At 48.3% G+C, this 16,017-nt stretch carries 17 protein-coding genes; all 17 read right to left on the bottom strand.

Annotated elements, in window-relative coordinates; translation table 11 throughout:
- Positions 1–32: 32 nt before the first annotated feature.
- Positions 33–1,334 (bottom strand): phenylacetate--CoA ligase, encoded by a 1,302-nt coding sequence (locus QHH26_05005; GenBank protein MDH7481324.1) that lies wholly within the window; start codon positions 1,332–1,334, stop codon positions 33–35.
- Entirely contained in the window at positions 1,331–1,951 is a 621-nt protein-coding gene (locus QHH26_05010) for an indolepyruvate oxidoreductase subunit beta (GenBank protein MDH7481325.1), read from the bottom strand. The genes QHH26_05005 and QHH26_05010 overlap by 4 nt, the downstream gene beginning before the upstream one ends.
- Positions 1,948–3,702 carry an indolepyruvate ferredoxin oxidoreductase subunit alpha gene (iorA, locus tag QHH26_05015; GenBank protein ID MDH7481326.1) on the bottom strand — a complete coding sequence of 585 codons (1,755 nt, stop codon included), beginning with the start codon at positions 3,700–3,702 and terminating at the stop codon, positions 1,948–1,950. Before iorA ends, QHH26_05010 begins: the two co-directional genes overlap by 4 nt.
- A gap of 194 nt (positions 3,703–3,896) precedes the next feature.
- The gene (locus tag QHH26_05020) at positions 3,897–5,285 is read right to left on the bottom strand and encodes a BNR-4 repeat-containing protein (protein ID MDH7481327.1); all 1,389 of its coding nucleotides are present in this window, start codon (positions 5,283–5,285) and stop codon (positions 3,897–3,899) included.
- 63 nt (positions 5,286–5,348) lie between these two features.
- Positions 5,349–6,155, bottom strand: a complete 807-nt coding sequence (locus tag QHH26_05025) for an S-methyl-5'-thioadenosine phosphorylase (protein ID MDH7481328.1) — start codon at positions 6,153–6,155, stop codon at positions 5,349–5,351.
- 5 nt (positions 6,156–6,160) lie between these two features.
- On the bottom strand, positions 6,161–6,871 hold the full coding sequence (gene rnc, locus QHH26_05030) for a ribonuclease III (GenBank protein ID MDH7481329.1): 711 nt from the start codon (positions 6,869–6,871) through the stop codon (positions 6,161–6,163).
- 10 nt (positions 6,872–6,881) lie between these two features.
- Positions 6,882–8,078, bottom strand: coding sequence for a pyridoxal phosphate-dependent aminotransferase (locus QHH26_05035; GenBank protein ID MDH7481330.1), 1,197 nt, complete (start codon positions 8,076–8,078; stop codon positions 6,882–6,884).
- A gap of 13 nt (positions 8,079–8,091) precedes the next feature.
- Positions 8,092–8,511 carry a hypothetical protein gene (locus QHH26_05040; protein MDH7481331.1) on the bottom strand — a complete coding sequence of 140 codons (420 nt, stop codon included), beginning with the start codon at positions 8,509–8,511 and terminating at the stop codon, positions 8,092–8,094.
- A 9-nt stretch (positions 8,512–8,520) separates the two neighbouring features.
- Positions 8,521–9,762, bottom strand: coding sequence for a beta-ketoacyl-ACP synthase II (fabF, locus tag QHH26_05045; protein ID MDH7481332.1), 1,242 nt, complete (start codon positions 9,760–9,762; stop codon positions 8,521–8,523).
- An 86-nt stretch (positions 9,763–9,848) separates the two neighbouring features.
- Positions 9,849–10,085, bottom strand: coding sequence for an acyl carrier protein (gene acpP, locus QHH26_05050; protein ID MDH7481333.1), 237 nt, complete (start codon positions 10,083–10,085; stop codon positions 9,849–9,851).
- Between the two features lie 12 nt (positions 10,086–10,097).
- The gene (gene fabG, locus QHH26_05055; protein ID MDH7481334.1) at positions 10,098–10,847 is read right to left on the bottom strand and encodes a 3-oxoacyl-[acyl-carrier-protein] reductase; all 750 of its coding nucleotides are present in this window, start codon (positions 10,845–10,847) and stop codon (positions 10,098–10,100) included.
- Positions 10,848–10,877: 30 nt separating this feature from the next.
- Positions 10,878–11,843 carry an ACP S-malonyltransferase gene (gene fabD, locus QHH26_05060; GenBank protein MDH7481335.1) on the bottom strand — a complete coding sequence of 322 codons (966 nt, stop codon included), beginning with the start codon at positions 11,841–11,843 and terminating at the stop codon, positions 10,878–10,880.
- 13 nt (positions 11,844–11,856) lie between these two features.
- On the bottom strand, positions 11,857–12,870 hold the full coding sequence (locus QHH26_05065; protein MDH7481336.1) for a beta-ketoacyl-ACP synthase III: 1,014 nt from the start codon (positions 12,868–12,870) through the stop codon (positions 11,857–11,859).
- A gap of 13 nt (positions 12,871–12,883) precedes the next feature.
- Positions 12,884–13,990 (bottom strand): phosphate acyltransferase PlsX, encoded by a 1,107-nt coding sequence (gene plsX, locus QHH26_05070; protein ID MDH7481337.1) that lies wholly within the window; start codon positions 13,988–13,990, stop codon positions 12,884–12,886.
- Positions 13,991–14,011: 21 nt separating this feature from the next.
- Positions 14,012–14,206 (bottom strand): 50S ribosomal protein L32, encoded by a 195-nt coding sequence (gene rpmF, locus QHH26_05075; GenBank protein ID MDH7481338.1) that lies wholly within the window; start codon positions 14,204–14,206, stop codon positions 14,012–14,014.
- A 35-nt stretch (positions 14,207–14,241) separates the two neighbouring features.
- Positions 14,242–14,775: a DUF177 domain-containing protein gene (locus tag QHH26_05080; protein MDH7481339.1), complete on the bottom strand. Its 534-nt coding sequence runs from the start codon at positions 14,773–14,775 to the stop codon at positions 14,242–14,244.
- Positions 14,776–16,008 carry an acetate kinase gene (locus QHH26_05085; protein ID MDH7481340.1) on the bottom strand — a complete coding sequence of 411 codons (1,233 nt, stop codon included), beginning with the start codon at positions 16,006–16,008 and terminating at the stop codon, positions 14,776–14,778. It lies immediately after the preceding gene.
- Positions 16,009–16,017 lie beyond the last annotated feature (9 nt).

The raw sequence follows: 16,017 nt of genomic DNA on the forward strand, positions 1-16,017 counted from the left end.
CAAGACATCAAGTGATAAACGAGCCTCGTGTCCTACGTTTTCGGCCGCTTATCCAGAACCCTTTTTGCCTTTCCCTCGCTTCGCTCGATAGTCTTTGGCTCTTTTAGCCGGACTGCCACGCTCAAGCCGAGGACACTCTCGATTTCACGCTCAATCCTTTTTTCAAGGGCTTCTAATACCTTAATTTCGTCTGAAAAGACTTTTTCGCTAACCTCAACCCAAACCTCAAGAGAGTCAAGGGAATCAACTCGGTCAACAACGATAAGGTAATGAGGTGCAATGCCTTCAACCCCAAGCAATACACTTTCAATCTGACTTGGAAAGACGTTCACTCCGCGGATGATAAGCATGTCATCCGTCCTACCAGTGATTCTTCCCATTCTAAAATGAGTGCGACCGCATGGGCACGGGTCTATCATTAGCATGGAAAGGTCTCTGGTCCGATAGCGGATAATCGGAAAAGCTTCCTTGGTTAATGATGTAAACACAAGCTCACCAGGCGTGTTTGGAGGAAGGACTTCAAGCGTATTAGGGTCAATCACTTCTGGCAGGAAATGGTCGTCAAATACGTGCAAGCCATTCTGAACTTCACACTCACTAGAAACGCCAGGACCGATGATTTCGCTTAGACCGTAGATGTCGGTTGCTCGGATTCCCATTTTTTCTTCAATTTCTTTGCGGAGGCTGTCGGTCCAAGGCTCCGCGCCAAAAATTCCATATTTTAGCGGCAGCTTCCGAATATCAACACCCATCTCAGCTGCGGTATCTGCGATATACAATGCGTAGGAAGGCGTGCAAGCAAGCATAGTGGAACCAAAGTCCTGCATGACCATAATCTGCCGCTTTGTGTTACCACCGGAAATCGGAATAACCGTGGCACCAATTTTCTCTGCCCCGTAATGGATGCCCAATCCACCAGTGAACAAGCCATAGCCATACGCATTTTGGACAATGTCGTTCTTCCCAGCACCACCACATCCGATTGTTCTAGCCATCACCTCCGCCCAAACGTTGATGTCGTTCTTGGTATAGCCAACGACTTTGGGCTTGCCAGTGGTGCCTGAGGACGAATGTATGCGCACGATTTCCTCCATAGGCACGGCAAACATGCCGAATGGGTAGTTCTCGATTAAATCCTCCCTCGTTGTGAAGGGCAGATATTTAATGTCATCAACCGAGCGTATATCCTCTGGCTTGATTCCAGCCTCATCGAACTTTTTTCGATAGACTGGAACCTTCTCATAGCAGCGCCGAACTGTTTTCTGAAGCAGTGCCGACTGCAGTTCCCTTCGCTGTTCTACTGGCATACACTCAGCTTCTTTATTCCAAATCATTTAGGAATCACCACTCCTAACTTCAAATCTCTCGTTAAGGATGCCTCGCGCCCCAGCTCAAAAGCCCTGAGATTTGCATCTAGGTTTCTGCCCTTAAACTTCTCAGTTATGACAGCCTCCCAAATTGGTTCCTTTATATTTAGACACGTCGCCAGTGCGCCCAGAAGGCAAACATTTACAGCTTTCACCGACCCAGCTTTCTTAGCCAACGCCAGCGCATTAATCGAGATAACATTTGCTGCAACAGTCATTAGGTATTTCTCAATTTCCGCTGGGTAATCTATTTTGCCCAAAGCAACCGATGAAGGGAATATCCGTTGTTCATTTACTATTACCGTGCCCCCCGGTTTAAGTGAATGAAGATATCGGAGTGCCTCCATCTGCTCGAACGCCAGGAGTATATCTACCTTACCTTCAGGAACTATCGGCGAATAGACCTTAGGGCCAAAACGAACATCACTAATAACTGTGCCGCCACGCTGAGCCATTCCGTGAACTTCCGTCTTCTTCACATCCAGGCCACTTGCAAGAAGCACGTCACACAAGATTTCACTCGCAACAAGAATGCCCTGGCCTCCAACACCTGCCAGTCGTATGTTCATTGTGTTATTACTCATTCTTTCTCACATTGAATTGCAGCCGAACGGCAGATTTGAATACAGACTTCACATCCTGAACACAAATCAGCATTTATTTTGGCTTTCCGTCTATTCCCATCTGCACGTATGGACTCGATTGCTGGGCAGCCAAGCTTGAAACAGAGACCACAACCAGTACAAGCTTCCAGATTAACTGCGACAGCTTTCCTTTTAATCTTTCTATCAATTAAAAGACACGGGCGATTGGTAATTACTACCGAAGGCTTCCCAGCTTGTATTGCATCGCGAAGCGCCGCTTCAAGGGAGGCGAGGTCGTAAGGATCAACAATGTACACATCTTCAACGCCAACCGCCCGAACCAAAGCCACTAAATCAAGGCGTGGCGCATCTTCTCCTCGAAGCGTCTTGCCGGACGCGGGGTGATTCTGACCGCCAGTCATAGCGGTCGTATGATTATCGAGAATGCAAACTGTTATCGCCGTACCGTTGTAAATGGCGTCAATTAGGCCAGGTATTCCAGCATGTACGAAGGTCGAATCTCCAATTACGGCTACCACCGGTCTGCTGTCATCCTGCGGCATTGCTCTCTTAATACCAAGAGCATTCCCGATGGAAGCCCCCATACATACGCACGTATCCATAGTTTCAAGCGGCGGAAGAACGCTTAATGTGTAGCAGCCAATATCACCCGTTACAATCGCTCCAAGCTTGCGAAGAACATAAAAGAATCCCCTGTGTGGACATCCAGCACAAAGTGTTGGGGGCCGCGGGGGAACAGGTACGGTTTCCGCCTCTTGTTTGGGTATTTCAACCCCTAAACCCATTGCTACCAATGTCGGATTAAGCTCGCCAATTCTTGGGAAGCGGTCTTTCCCAATGACACTTATGCCCAGTGCCCGAATCTGGTCTTCAAGAAATGGATCAAGCTCCTCAACGACGTAAAGCGTTTTGACCTTTCCAGCAAAATTTCGTATTAGCTTATCTGGAAGTGGATACGTCATACCCAGCTTCAGCACTGAAGCTTCAGGAAGTACTTCCTTTACATATTGGTAGCTTACTCCTGAAGTGATTATCCCTATGGAGGAATCACCCCATTCGATGAAGTTCAAATCAATAGAATTTGATAAATCCCTAAGTCGAATGAGACGTTCCTCAACAACCGCGTGGCGCTTGATCCCATGGGCAGGAACCATCACGTATTTGCAAAAATTGCGCTCAAATCGTCCTCTTGTATTAACCTTTGGCTTTGAAAGTCTGACAACCGACTTGCCGTGATTCACGCGTGTGGTTGTTCGGAGCAATACCGGCGTATCGTATTCCTCGCTGACTTCGAACGCCCGGACAGTGAAATCTTTTGCCTCCTGACTGTCGCTTGGCTCAAACATTGGAATCTTGGCAAACCGAGCGTAATGGCGATTATCTTGCTCATTTTGCGAGCTGTGCATACCTGGGTCGTCAGCGCTTACTAGTACAAAGCCAGCATTGACACCCGTATAGGAAGCAGTAAGAAGAGGATCTGAAGCCACATTCACGCCAACATGTTTCATGGCCGCCAGAGCCCTAGCGCCACCATATGCGGCTCCGAGCGCAACTTCAAAAGCGACTTTCTCATTTGGTGCCCATTCGGCATAAATCGAGCTGTATTGAACTATGTTTTCAAGTATCTCGGTACTTGGGGTTCCGGGGTATCCTGCCGCCACCCGAACGTCCGCCTCGAAGGCACCGCGGGCGATAGCTTCATTACCCGATAACAATACTACATCTTTCAAGACTTGCTGATCCCTCTGAGCTAACTTTGAAGTATCCTATCACGTTGCGCGCTCATCGGTCAAGCAAATGAAAGGGCCTCAGGTAACGCAGAACATTTTCAATGCTAACTCACTAAAGCCTATAAAATCGAGGAGAAAATAGGAGAAACTACTTAATTCAGCGGCAAGTCTTCTGCTATACAAAAAATTGGATATTACTTATGAGTGCCTGCTACCCGTTGAGGTTTCTCGGTTTCTGCCCGCATGGTAAAGGGCAGAGCATAAACATCTCCTGTTTTCGAAGCAAAATAAAGGTGAGATTCTGATGGCTTGAGTGCATTGCCATCTGCCCAGAGGGCGTAGAAATCGGGATGGGCATCAACAACCCGGCGAGCGTATGTATGATTGTGCTTGCTATCCCTTGTGAGTGTGCGAACCCTTACCCAAGTTTTCCCTTGATTTCGACTAATCCACATTACCATCTCGCCGCCCGTGCACCATGCCTGCGGCCCAGGGTCAGAAGGGCCAATGATTCGCCATACTCCGTCGTCTTCGATATATAACGACCCCATATCATAATTGTGGTCGCAAGTTGTTACTCTGCGAATTTCCCACTGCTTGCCATTCCAACGGGCAGTCATCCAGGTACGCGGCCCATTCTTGGGACCGGACTCGAATCCCCTACTCAATACGTAGAATATGACTGGATTGCCATCCCGGTCAAAGTTGACATCGTTTATATATACTAGAAAACCTTCTTTTTGGTAATCATGCACAAGAGCATCGTTTTGAACAGTTTCAAGCGGTATTTTAAGCGGTTTTCCGGCTGCATTCACCCATGTTCTTCCGTAATCGCGGGTCTCTATGTAATAGAGATTTGTGCGAGCGTTCAAGTTGCCCTGTGGGTGCCAGTTGAACGCCGTTCCCAATTTCTTTTTGTGTTTCCAACTCACTTGATAGTGACCGTCAAAGCCGACAATCTTGCGGTCCTGAGTCCATTTCTTACCATCTACGCTGGTGCTCACATAGAGCTCCCGCCCACGGGTGTATTTGGTAAAGAGGAATACAAAACCAAAATCCTCGAAATACCAAGGCTGAGGATAGCTAAACTCGCGCTGCATGATTCGGTCAAAGCGGTCAATAGAATAGGGAGCGTCGCTTCGGTATATGAAACCATCCTTGCCGCCATGTGATGCGCAAAACACCCAAAGATAACCATCTTTGTCAATCGAGATTACGGGATTGTGGTGCGCATCCGCCGTCCCTTTCTCCATTACAATGGTTGGTTTTGGAACCCTTTTTGTCTTGTGGTCGTAATAGCCAACTATTTCTAGGAGCGGTTTTGGATTTTCTAGGCCCTTTGAACCACCATAGACAAAAAACGTTTTGCCTGCCTTCGGAGCATAGATAGCCAGAGGTATATGGTCGGCACAGTATGTTCCGAGCCCACCACTATATTTAAATGCATATTCATCACCAGAGGGCTGATTTGAATACCAGATTCCTCGGTAGCCTTCAGCCTTTGGAGCATTAGGTTTCGACGCAGCTATTGCGGCAAACGGAATCACCAGGCATGCGAACAGAATTTTTAGCCAATATTCCATGAAACTCATACTTGCCGAATCAAGAACCCTCCTAAATCTAAACCTTGCCTCCCTGACTAAATATTAATCCAACCTTGCATGCTCCAACGCCTTGCCACATTCGTCACAGGGCCCCACGGGCATCTTTTCAATCATCTGCAAAATAACCTTCCGAACGCGTTCATTGTTTGCCTCAAGCACCTTGATAATCTCCTCAGCTGTTACCGGCTCCACGCCAGGTAGCCCAACACATCCTGCATCCCAATCGGTAACTAGCGAGATATTCACATAACACATTTCAAGCTCACGAGCAAGTATTACCTCAGGGTATTGAGTCATATTGATGACTTCCCAGCCCATTTTTGTGTACCAACTACTCTCAGCCTTTGTCGAAAATCTTGGGCCTTGAATTACAACGACCGTACCTTGCTCATGGCATGTTATGCCGTTTGATTTGATAATTTCCACTGCCAGCTTGCGTAGTTGGCTACAATATGGATTTGCACCCATAATGTGTGTCGTAATGGGGCCGTCATAGAAGGTGTCTTTCCTTCCCGAAGTTCGGTCAACAAATTGATCGCAGACCACAAAGTCGCCTGGTTTGATATGCGGTTGAAGGCTTCCGCAAGCGCTGGGAGCAATAATCCTCGATACGCCAAGCTTCTTCATTGCAAAGGCATTCGCACGGTAGGGAATCATATGTGGTGGATGCTGGTGACGGCGGCCATGCCTTGGAAGAAATGCTACTCTTTTCCCAGCAACCGTCGCCAACGCAATTAAATCACTTGGCGCGCCATATGGGGTCTCGACCTTAATTTCATCAACATCATCAAGAAAAGAATAAAAACCTGAGCCACCGTAAACGCCTATCTCCGCTCGAGCTTCCTTCATGCTTACTATTCCTTCCTCTGCAACTTATCGAAATGTGGATGTTGAAGCGCCTCAAATGCCGCCGCTTGCTCTGCCTGCTTCTTGCTTTTTCCAGTTCCAACACCCAGCGATATGCCATCTAGCTGGGCCTCGACCACAAAAGTCTTATCATGGTCAGCTCCAGACTCGCTAATGACGACGTATCTTGGTGCTCGCTTGTAGAGGCTCTGGCTCAATTCCTGAAGAAGGGACTTGTAATTCCGATGGTGCTCCTCACGCTCAATGTCCTCCAAAGTCTGACGAAGAACGCTTAGCACCACTTGTCTTGCAACATCGAGTCCCTCGCTTAAATATACCGCCGCAATCACTGCTTCGAATGCATCGGCAAGGATTGACGGCCGGTTTCTGCCGCCTGAGGCTTCCTCGCCAGTGCTAAGAAGCAAAGCATCAGGTATTAGAAGCTTCTTTGCCGCCTCAGCTAGAACCGGCTCGCTCACTGCAACAGCTTTTGCTTTTGCTAGTTCGCCCTCCCGCTTCTCTGTAAACTTGGCGAATAGATGCTCCGAGACTATCATGCCGAGCACGGCATCACCAAGGAACTCCAACCTTTCATTACTCTCTATCCCGGAGACTTCACCCAAGTATGATTTGTGCGTGAGGGCTTGCCACAAAATGCCCCAATTCTCCTTCTTTATTTTTACCTTTCGAGCTACTCTCGCCAGCGGTGAAAGCGGCATACAGCCCCCATTATTTAAGTTTCGCTACAGCCTCAGCGATTCGCTTGATTCCTTCCTTAATGTTTTCCATTGAGGTTGCATACGATAACCGAATGTTTTGGTCGGCGCCAAATCCCGACCCCGGTATGACAGCAACCTTCGAGTCGCCGCTGAGTAGATATTCTGCAAATGAGTCTGACCCAGTTATCACCCCGCCATCGTACGTTTTGCCGATGATGCCTGATATGTTCGGGAAAACGTAAAATGCACCGCCGGGCTCTGGGCATACAATTCCAGGGATTGCGTTCAAGCCTGCCACCATGACCTTGCGCCGCTCATTGAATTCTCGAACCATCATTTCGGTGAAATCTTGAGGGCCATTTAGCGCCTCAATTGCACCATACTGAACAAAAGATACGGGATTCGATGTGGAGTTGTCCTGGATGCGTTCCATTGCATCAACAATTTCCTTTTCAGCGGCAGCAAAACCGACTCGCCAACCGGTCATTGAGTGGCTCTTTGAAAGGCCATTTATCGTAACTGTCAGCTTCTTTATGTCCTCGCCGAGGGAAGCTATGCTCAAATGTTTATTGCCATCATAAATGATTTTTTCATATATTTCATCTGAAATAACATATATGCCCTTCGCAACGGCAATTTCGGCAAATGCTTCAATAGCTTCGGGAGTATAGACCGCACCAGTAGGATTACTCGGGCTGTTTAAAATTAAAATCTTTGTCCTTGGCGTGATGGCATCCAAAAGCATATCGGGTGTCATTCTGAAACCGGTACTTTCGTCTGTCTGTACGAAGACAGGCACCCCATCCGCCAACTTTACAAACTCAGGATATGACACCCAATACGGTGCAGGAATTATGACTTCGTCGCCAGGGTCGCACAGGGCTAGGATGGCATTATAGATAGAATGCTTCGCGCCATTTGATACGATAATCTGCGTTGGCGGATAATCTAAACCGTTGTCCCGCTTAAGTTTCGCGGCAACCGCCTGCTTAAGCTCGATAAGGCCCGACGAAGCAGTATATTTAGTCGCGCCTTGTTGGAGTGCTTTTATTGCGGCGTCCTTGACATTCTGTGGAGTGTCGAAATCGGGCTCGCCAGCGCCGAAGCTGATAACGTCTATCCCATCAGCTTTCATCTTTTTTGCCTTGGCGGTGATAGCCAGCGTTGGCGAAGGGTTGACCCTCGCCGCCCTCTGTGAGATCATTATAAACAGCCTCCTTTTATTCTTGCTCTTCTTCTTTATTCGGCAGTATGTCGTCCGATGGACTCAACTCTAGCTCCCTGACAGAAGTACCACTTTCAGGTTCAGTTTCCTTATCAAGGTCAAAAACAAATGGGGCAAACGGCTCGGAATCCTCTTCTTCTTTACTTGGAACTGCTTCTTCTGCTTCCGCAGTAGCAAGTTCAAAAGTAGAAGTCTCTTCTTCCGGCGAAACCTCTGAAGCCTGAGCAGTTTCCTCGGGCGAAGGTGGTGCTTCCGTCGGAGGTGGCGCCAGAATCTCTTCCCTTTGGGTCTCAGGAGCCTTAGCGGGTTGCTTAAACTGCTTGCCTGCCGCAGGCTGGCTCAGCTGGGCAAAGCAGTTCCAGCAAGCTGCACGGTTGTCTGTATTTTCAGAACCGCATCTAGGGCATATCTGCATGGCATCCTCCTACTCATATTTAGCCAATATGAGGGTTGCGTTGTGGCCTCCAAAACCAAATGAATTTGACATTGCTATTTTTACAGGCATTTTCCTTGGCTCATTCGGTACGTAGTCCAAATCACATTCAGGATCGGGCGTCTCATAGTTTATTGTTGGCGGAACAATGCCATCTCTAATCGCACAAATGCATGCGATTGCTTCAACTGCTCCCGCGGCGCCAAGCAGATGGCCAATCATGGACTTTGTGGAACTGATTGCAACTTTGTATGCATAATCGCCGAAGACTCGCTTGATAGCCATCGTCTCGGTCTTATCATTATCCGGCGTGGACGTTCCATGTGCGTTGATATAATCAACATCCTCAGGCTTTATGCCAGCATCCTTAAGAGCAGCAGCCATTGATCTCGCTGCTCCCTCACCTTCTGGCGCTGGTGCCGTTATATGGAAGGCATCGCCGCTCATACCAAAGCCTGTAATTTCGCAGTAGATTTTTGCGCCACGTGCTAGCGCATGCTCTAATGACTCGAGTATCAATACACCAGCGCCCTCACCTATAACAAAGCCATCGCGGTTCAAGTCAAAAGGCCGGCTTGCCCGCTCTGGTTCGTCGTTTCTTGTCGAAAATGCCCTAGCCGCGCAGAATCCAGCGACCGCGAGTGGCGTGATGGCTGCTTCCGAACCACCCGCAATCATTACATCTGCATCACCACGCTGAATAATCTTTGCTGCCTCGCCAATAGCATGGGTGGCTGTTGCGCAAGCAGTAACAATCGCTAGATTAGGCCCCTTTGCTCCGAGAATTATTGATGCCATGCCTGATGCCATATCGGAAATTAGCATAGGGACAAAGAAAGGACTTACACGCCTGGGGCCTTTCTCAATTAGCGTTCTATGCTGTTCCTCCCAGGTGCTAGTCCCACCGATGCCAGACCCAATCAAGACTCCCACTCGTCCAGCGTTTTCGTCGGTTATTTGAAACCCGGAGTCCTGGATTGCAAGAATGCTTGCGGCAACTGCGAACTGGGCAAAGCGGTCCATTCGCTTTGCTTCTTTGCGGTCCATATACTCCTCAGGGTCGAAATCTTTTATCTCTGCCGCTATCTGGGTGGAATAATCGGATGCGTCAAAATGGGTTATCAACCCAACTCCTGAGACACCATTCAACAGCGCTTGCCAATATTTCTCAGTGCCTGTGCCAACTGGCGTAATCGGCGCCATCCCGGTTACTACTACCCTTTTTCGTTCCATCAAACTCTCCTGCCATTTTACAACACGGACACGGTTAAATGCGTCCTTACCAAGCGCTACTAACCGTGCCCGTGCACATGCTTATCTTATGCTTTAGTTTTTTCTTCGATGTACTTAACTGCGTCGGCTACTGTGACGATTTTCTCCGCGTCTTCGTCTGGAATTTCCAGATCAAACTCCTCCTCAAGTCCCATTACTAGCTCCACAACGTCAAGCGAATCCGCACCAAGATCATCTACAAACGAAGCATCTTCGGTTACCTCTTCTTCATTGACGTCCAGTTGCTCGACGACAACTTTCTTTACTCTATCAAAAGTTGACACCTTTTCACCTCCTTACATTACCATGCCGCCGTCAACGTTTATCACCTGTCCGGTGATATAAGATGAGTCCTCGCTACACAAAAAAACTATAAGCCCGGCAACGTCGTCCGGTGTCCCGAGCCTTTGCAGCGGAATTTGTTTGCTTATATTCTCTCTTATATCTTCAGGCAGCTCATCGGTCATCGCAGTTTGGATAAACCCAGGTGCTACCGCATTTACGTTTATGCCTCGTGAGCCAAGCTCGCGGGCAGTTGTTTTTGTGAGTCCTATTATCCCCGCCTTAGACGCCGAGTAATTTGCCTGACCAATATTTCCTATGATTCCCATAACAGAAGCCACGTTCACAATCTTGCCACTACGCTGCTTTAGCATCGGACGAATGACTGCTTTGGTACAGTTGAAAGTACCTTTCAAGTTCGTATTAATCACCAGATCCCAGTCTTCCTCAGACATTTTTATCATAAGTGCATCTCTGGTGATTCCAGCGTTGTTTACAAGTATATCAATTTTGCCAAACTCATCCAACGCCTTTTGAACAATAGCTTCGGCATCAGCTGGATTAGCAACGTTTGCACGTACGGCAACTGCACGCCTCCCAAGTAACCTGACCTCCTCGGCAACGGCCTCGGCGGCTTCGGCAACATAGTCGGCGATAACGATATCAGCACCTTCGCGGGCGAGGGCAAGAGCTATGGACCGCCCGATTCCTTTGCCTTCCCTTCCAGCTCCCGTTACTATAGCAACTTTTCCTTCAAGTTTCAAGATGATTTATCCCCCTCTATGGTTTTTCTTTTAATTTTGCTCAACCTTATTTCCCAATTTACTCATAAATTCATTAAGAGATAACATATCGCCAACACTGTGCACCTCAGCCGAGCTAACAGTTCGCTTGATAAGACCAGCAAGCACCTTACCTGGTCCTATCTCTACATATATTTCAACGCCGTCAGCCTCCATGCGTCGAATAGTTTCTTCCCAACGAACGCTTCCAATAATTTGCTGCGCTAGGGTATCTCTAATTTCATCGCTCTTTTGAACATAATCCGCTGTAAAATTTGCAATTATGGGAACCCTAGCATCTTTTAGAGCAGTTTTCTTCAACTCTTCAGCCAATGCCTTCGCAGCAGGACTCATAAGCCGCGAGTGGAACGCTCCGCTAACATTCAGTGGAACGACCTTCCGTGCGCCAGCCACTTGGGCGTATTCTAGGGCTAGCTCAACCGCCTTGGTTTCGCCTGAAATAACAATTTGGCCTGGCGAGTTGTAGTTGGCAACATCAATAATGCCTGCACTGCTTGCACGACTGCAGACCCCAACCACCTCATCTGCATCAAGGCCAATAATCGCTGCCATAGTACCTGGCTGCTTCAAGCCAGCTTCTTGCATCAGCTCTCCCCTCTTGCGAACTAGGCGCAATGCATCTTCGAATGACAACGCCCCGGCCGCTACTATGGCAGCATACTCGCCAATGCTGTGACCGGCAACTACATCAGGCCTAATGCCTTGCTTCTCTATAAGACGAAGAATGGCTATGCTGGTTGTGAAGATGGCTGGCTGTGTGTTAGAGGTGAGACGAAGTTCGTCCTCCGGCCCCAAAAAGCAGAGCTGGCTAAGATTGAACCCTAAAATACGGTCGGCATTTTCATAAATCTCCCGAACCTCCGGAAATCCTTCATAAAGGTCTTTCCCCATGCCAACATACTGCGAACCCTGGCCTGGGAATACGAAAGCAATTTTTCTCATGTTTTGGGTTAGCATAGAAGCTCGCTTCCTATTCTTTCAAATATGGCATTGTCCACTTTATTACACCGGCCGCCCATGTTAGCCCTGCGCCGAATCCTACTACCACGACTACATCGCCATACTTAAGGCGCCCCTGCTGATATGCTTCGTCCAAAGCCAGCGGTATCGACGCCGCCGATGTGTTCCCATAGCTCTGAACATTAACAAAAACCTTCTCAGGTGGAAGGTTCAATCGCTCTGCCGCCGCCTCAATTATACGAATATTTGCTTGGTGAGGGACGAAGAGGCTAACATCTTCCGGCGTCAAGCCTGAAGATGCCAATGCTGCTAGCGAGGCTTCACCCATTATTCTGACGGCGAACTTGAAAACTTCTCTGCCTTCCATCTTAATGTAATGTTGGCGGTTGAGCACTGTTTCTTCGCTTGGAGGATTCTTTGACCCTCCTGCGGGAATTTTCAGCAGGTCGCCGCCAGATCCATCGGCACCGAGACAAAAAGACAGCAAACCCATATCAGGTTCCACAGGTGCAACCACAGCCGCACCAGCAGCATCACCAAAGAGGACACAGGTAGAACGATCGGTCCAATCTGTAAAGCTGGAAAGAACATCTACACCAACAACCAGGATTTTTTCATATGCGCCTGTCTCGATGAATTGGGCTGCGGTTGAAAGAGAATAAACCCATCCAGAACAGCCAGCCTGAAGGTCAAAAGCGGCGGCATTCTTGGCTCCTATTCGGTCCTGAATTAGACAAGAAGTTGCTGGGAAGGGATAATCACCGGTTATTGTGGCGCAGATTATTAAATCAAGCTTTTCTGCAGGCAGTGATGCAGTCGATAACGCTTTCTTCGCGGCTTCAACTGCAAGGTCGGAGGCCGCCATTCCATTTTCAACTATGCGCCTTTCACGAATTCCCGACCTTGTGACAATCCATTCGTTCGTCGTATCTACAATCTTCTCCAAATCGGCATTGGTGAGAACTTTCTGCGGAGCAAATGACCCTATTCCTACTATCCCCGCGCGTCGTGATTTATGCGCCATGTGCTCTCCTATCCTAGTAATTATCTTTCACGTTGGGAGGTTGGTTCGGCAAGGCTTTCCCTTCAGCACTTAATTCTTGCTCGTAATGTTTTATTCTTGCGTCAGGCTGGTCATCTCCTCTGCACGCAAGACCCCTCTGCTGTAGTGCCGTACTAATGCACCCAACTACATTATTCTCAACGGCTTTTGCAGCTGCCCGTATTGCATTTCGGATAGCCCGGCCGTTCGACCTCCCATGACCGATAACGCACACGCCATTTACGCCAAGTAGAGGCGCGCCGCCATACTCGGCATAGTCAAGCTTGGATTTGGCTCGCCTGAGGGCTGGCATTGCAAGCAGAGCTCCTATCTTGGAAACGATACCACGTTCAATCTCCTGCTTAATGGAAGTAAGAACAAACTCTGCCATACCCTCGCTAACCTTCAGAACCATGTTGCCATCAAATCCATCACAAACGACTACGTCGGCAACACCACGAAATATATCCTTCCCCTCGACATTGCCAATAAAGTTCAACCCAGCTGTCGCTCTAAGGCGTGCATTCGTGGCTTTAGTGACTTCATTGCCTTTTGTGGGTTCCTCACCAATGCTCAACAAACCAATTCGTGGATTAGGAAGTTTCAAAACCTGCTCGGCGTACTCCTTGCCCATAATTGCAAATTGAATCAAGTTTTCAACGGAGCAGTCAACATTGGCTCCAGCATCAATTAGTATAGCTTTGCCGTTTATTGTCGGCAAAAGGACACAAATAGCTGGACGGTCAATGCCTTGTATCCTCCCAAACTTAAGTAAAGCAACAGCCATAGCCGCACCAGTATTTCCGACGCTTACTATGGCTTGTGCTTCACCCGCAAGAACTAGGTTGGCAGCAACAACGATGGAAGAATCTACCTTCCGACGAATGGCAGTTGCTGGATGCTCATCCATCCCTACTACTTCAGAGGCGTGGCGTATCTCGACCCTCGAGTTGGCTGGATACTTTGCCAGCTCCTGCTTAATGGCTTTCTCATCACCCACCAGTATAACTGGAATGTGGTCGACGCTGGCTGCCTCAACCGCTCCCTCCACTACTTGGGCTGGTGCATAGTCGCCGCCCATAGCATCAACTGCTATCTTCATAGAGGGCTTGTCCGCTCCTTGCTATTCCTTTTTCTCTTTTTCCTTTACTTCCAATACCAGTCTTCCATTGTAGAACCCACAGCTTGGGCATACGTGGTGTGGTAAACGCGGCGCATGGCACCGCGGACAATCCACCACAGTCGGAACGCTCAGCTTCCAGTGAGTCCTTCGCTTTGCTTGTCGGGTCTTAGAATGTCTCCTTTTAGGAAGTGCCAATCATTTTCACCTCTTTCAAATCACACACAAAGTGATTAGTCTTCAGCTTCTTCGTCTTCTAGCAAAATTGCCAGCGCTTGGAAAGCCGAATTATACATCTCCTGATGACAAGAGCACTGGCCTTCGCTTAGGTTTTGGCCGCAAATCGGGCACAATCCTTTGCAGTCCGGTTTGCATAGCGGTTGGATAGGGACCTCAGTTAACAGGCTCTGCCTGATGAGTTCCTCCACATCTAATATATTGTTGCTAAGAAGCCCACCTACCACATCTTCCTCATCCAAAGGCATAGCCATGATTTGGTCGCCCATATGCACCAACCTAAATTGCTCCTCGATATTTGCAGTAAGCACGACAACAAAGTCTACCACACAACGGCTGCATTGCAACCTAACACTTGCGCCAACCTTACCTCTAGCAAGCAAAACATCGCCAGTATTGGTAAACTCTATGCTCCCTGTAATAGGCGAGATGCAGTCGAAACCAAATTCAGCAGGATGAAAAGGCTCATCGATTTTCTGTCTCACCTGCATTCCAGGGGTTCGTACAATTTCTGAAAGGTCAAGTTTCATCTATGTTGAATTCTCACTTTCACCAGTAATGACGCGGACTGTTTCCCGCGCAATAGCAATCTCTTCATTTGTTGGAATGACAAGCACCCGTGTTCTGGCTGTTTCCTTACTTATATCACACTCGCCCTGACACACAGCATTCTTTTCTGCATCAAGTTCGATGCCAAAGAATTCAAGGCCTTCGCATATTCGAGCACGGACAGTCGGCGAGTGTTCACCAATGCCAGCTGTGAACACAATCGCGTCTAGCCCGCCCATTGCCGCTACATAAGCACCAATGTATTTACGAATTCTATAACAAAATATGTCGAGTGCCAACTGTGAGCGCTTGTGGCCTGCTTCTGCCTCAGCAACAATATCTCGCATATCGTTGCTTATGCCAGAAATTCCCAGTAAGCCGCTCTTTTTGTTAATGATATTATCAATATCATCGGCGCTGTAGCCAAGCTCCTTCTGGAGGAAAGGAATTATCGCCGGATCAATATCTCCACATCTTGTTCCCATCACCAAGCCTTCGACCGGCGTAAGCCCCATGCTCGTATCAATGGATTTACCGCCCACAACTGCCGCCATGCTCGCGCCGTTTCCTAGGTGACAGGTTATTATTTTAAGCGACTCTTTGTCCTTTCCTTGTGCCATTAGCATCTTTATAGCTCTGGAGGATACATACTTGTGCGATGTGCCGTGGAAACCATAGCGCCTGACGCCGTGTTTTTGGTAAAACTCATACGGCAGGGCATAAATGTACGCATGCCGAGGGAGTGTGTGGTGAAATGCCGTATCAAAGACTGCAACATGCGGCACATTTGGCATTATTCGCATCGCGGCTTCGATACCCATTAAGTTTGGCGGGTTGTGCAATGGTGCCAGCTGGGTCAGACGCGCGATTGTATCCACAACTTTGTCGTCGATTATAACAGAGTCGAAGAAAGTCTCACCGCCATGGACAACCCTATGACCAATAGCTGAAATTTCCGAAATGTCTTTAATCGACCCTGTCTCTTCGTTAATAAGGGTATCAAAAACCAGGCGCATGGCTTGCATATGGTCGGCAACATTGGCTTTGACTTTTAGCTTTTTCTTTCCAAAAGCCTCGTGAGTAAGTTCCGCACCATTCGGACCCGACTCACCAATGCGCTCAACAATACCCTTAGCCATTACCTTTTCGTTCGACATATCTATAAGCTGGTATTTTAATGACGAACTTCCAGCGTTTACTACTAGTACCAACATTTCTTTTCT

This window comes from Armatimonadota bacterium, assembly GCA_029907255.1.
In the GTDB taxonomy this organism is placed as follows: domain Bacteria; phylum Armatimonadota; class UBA5829; order DTJY01; family DTJY01; genus JAIMAU01.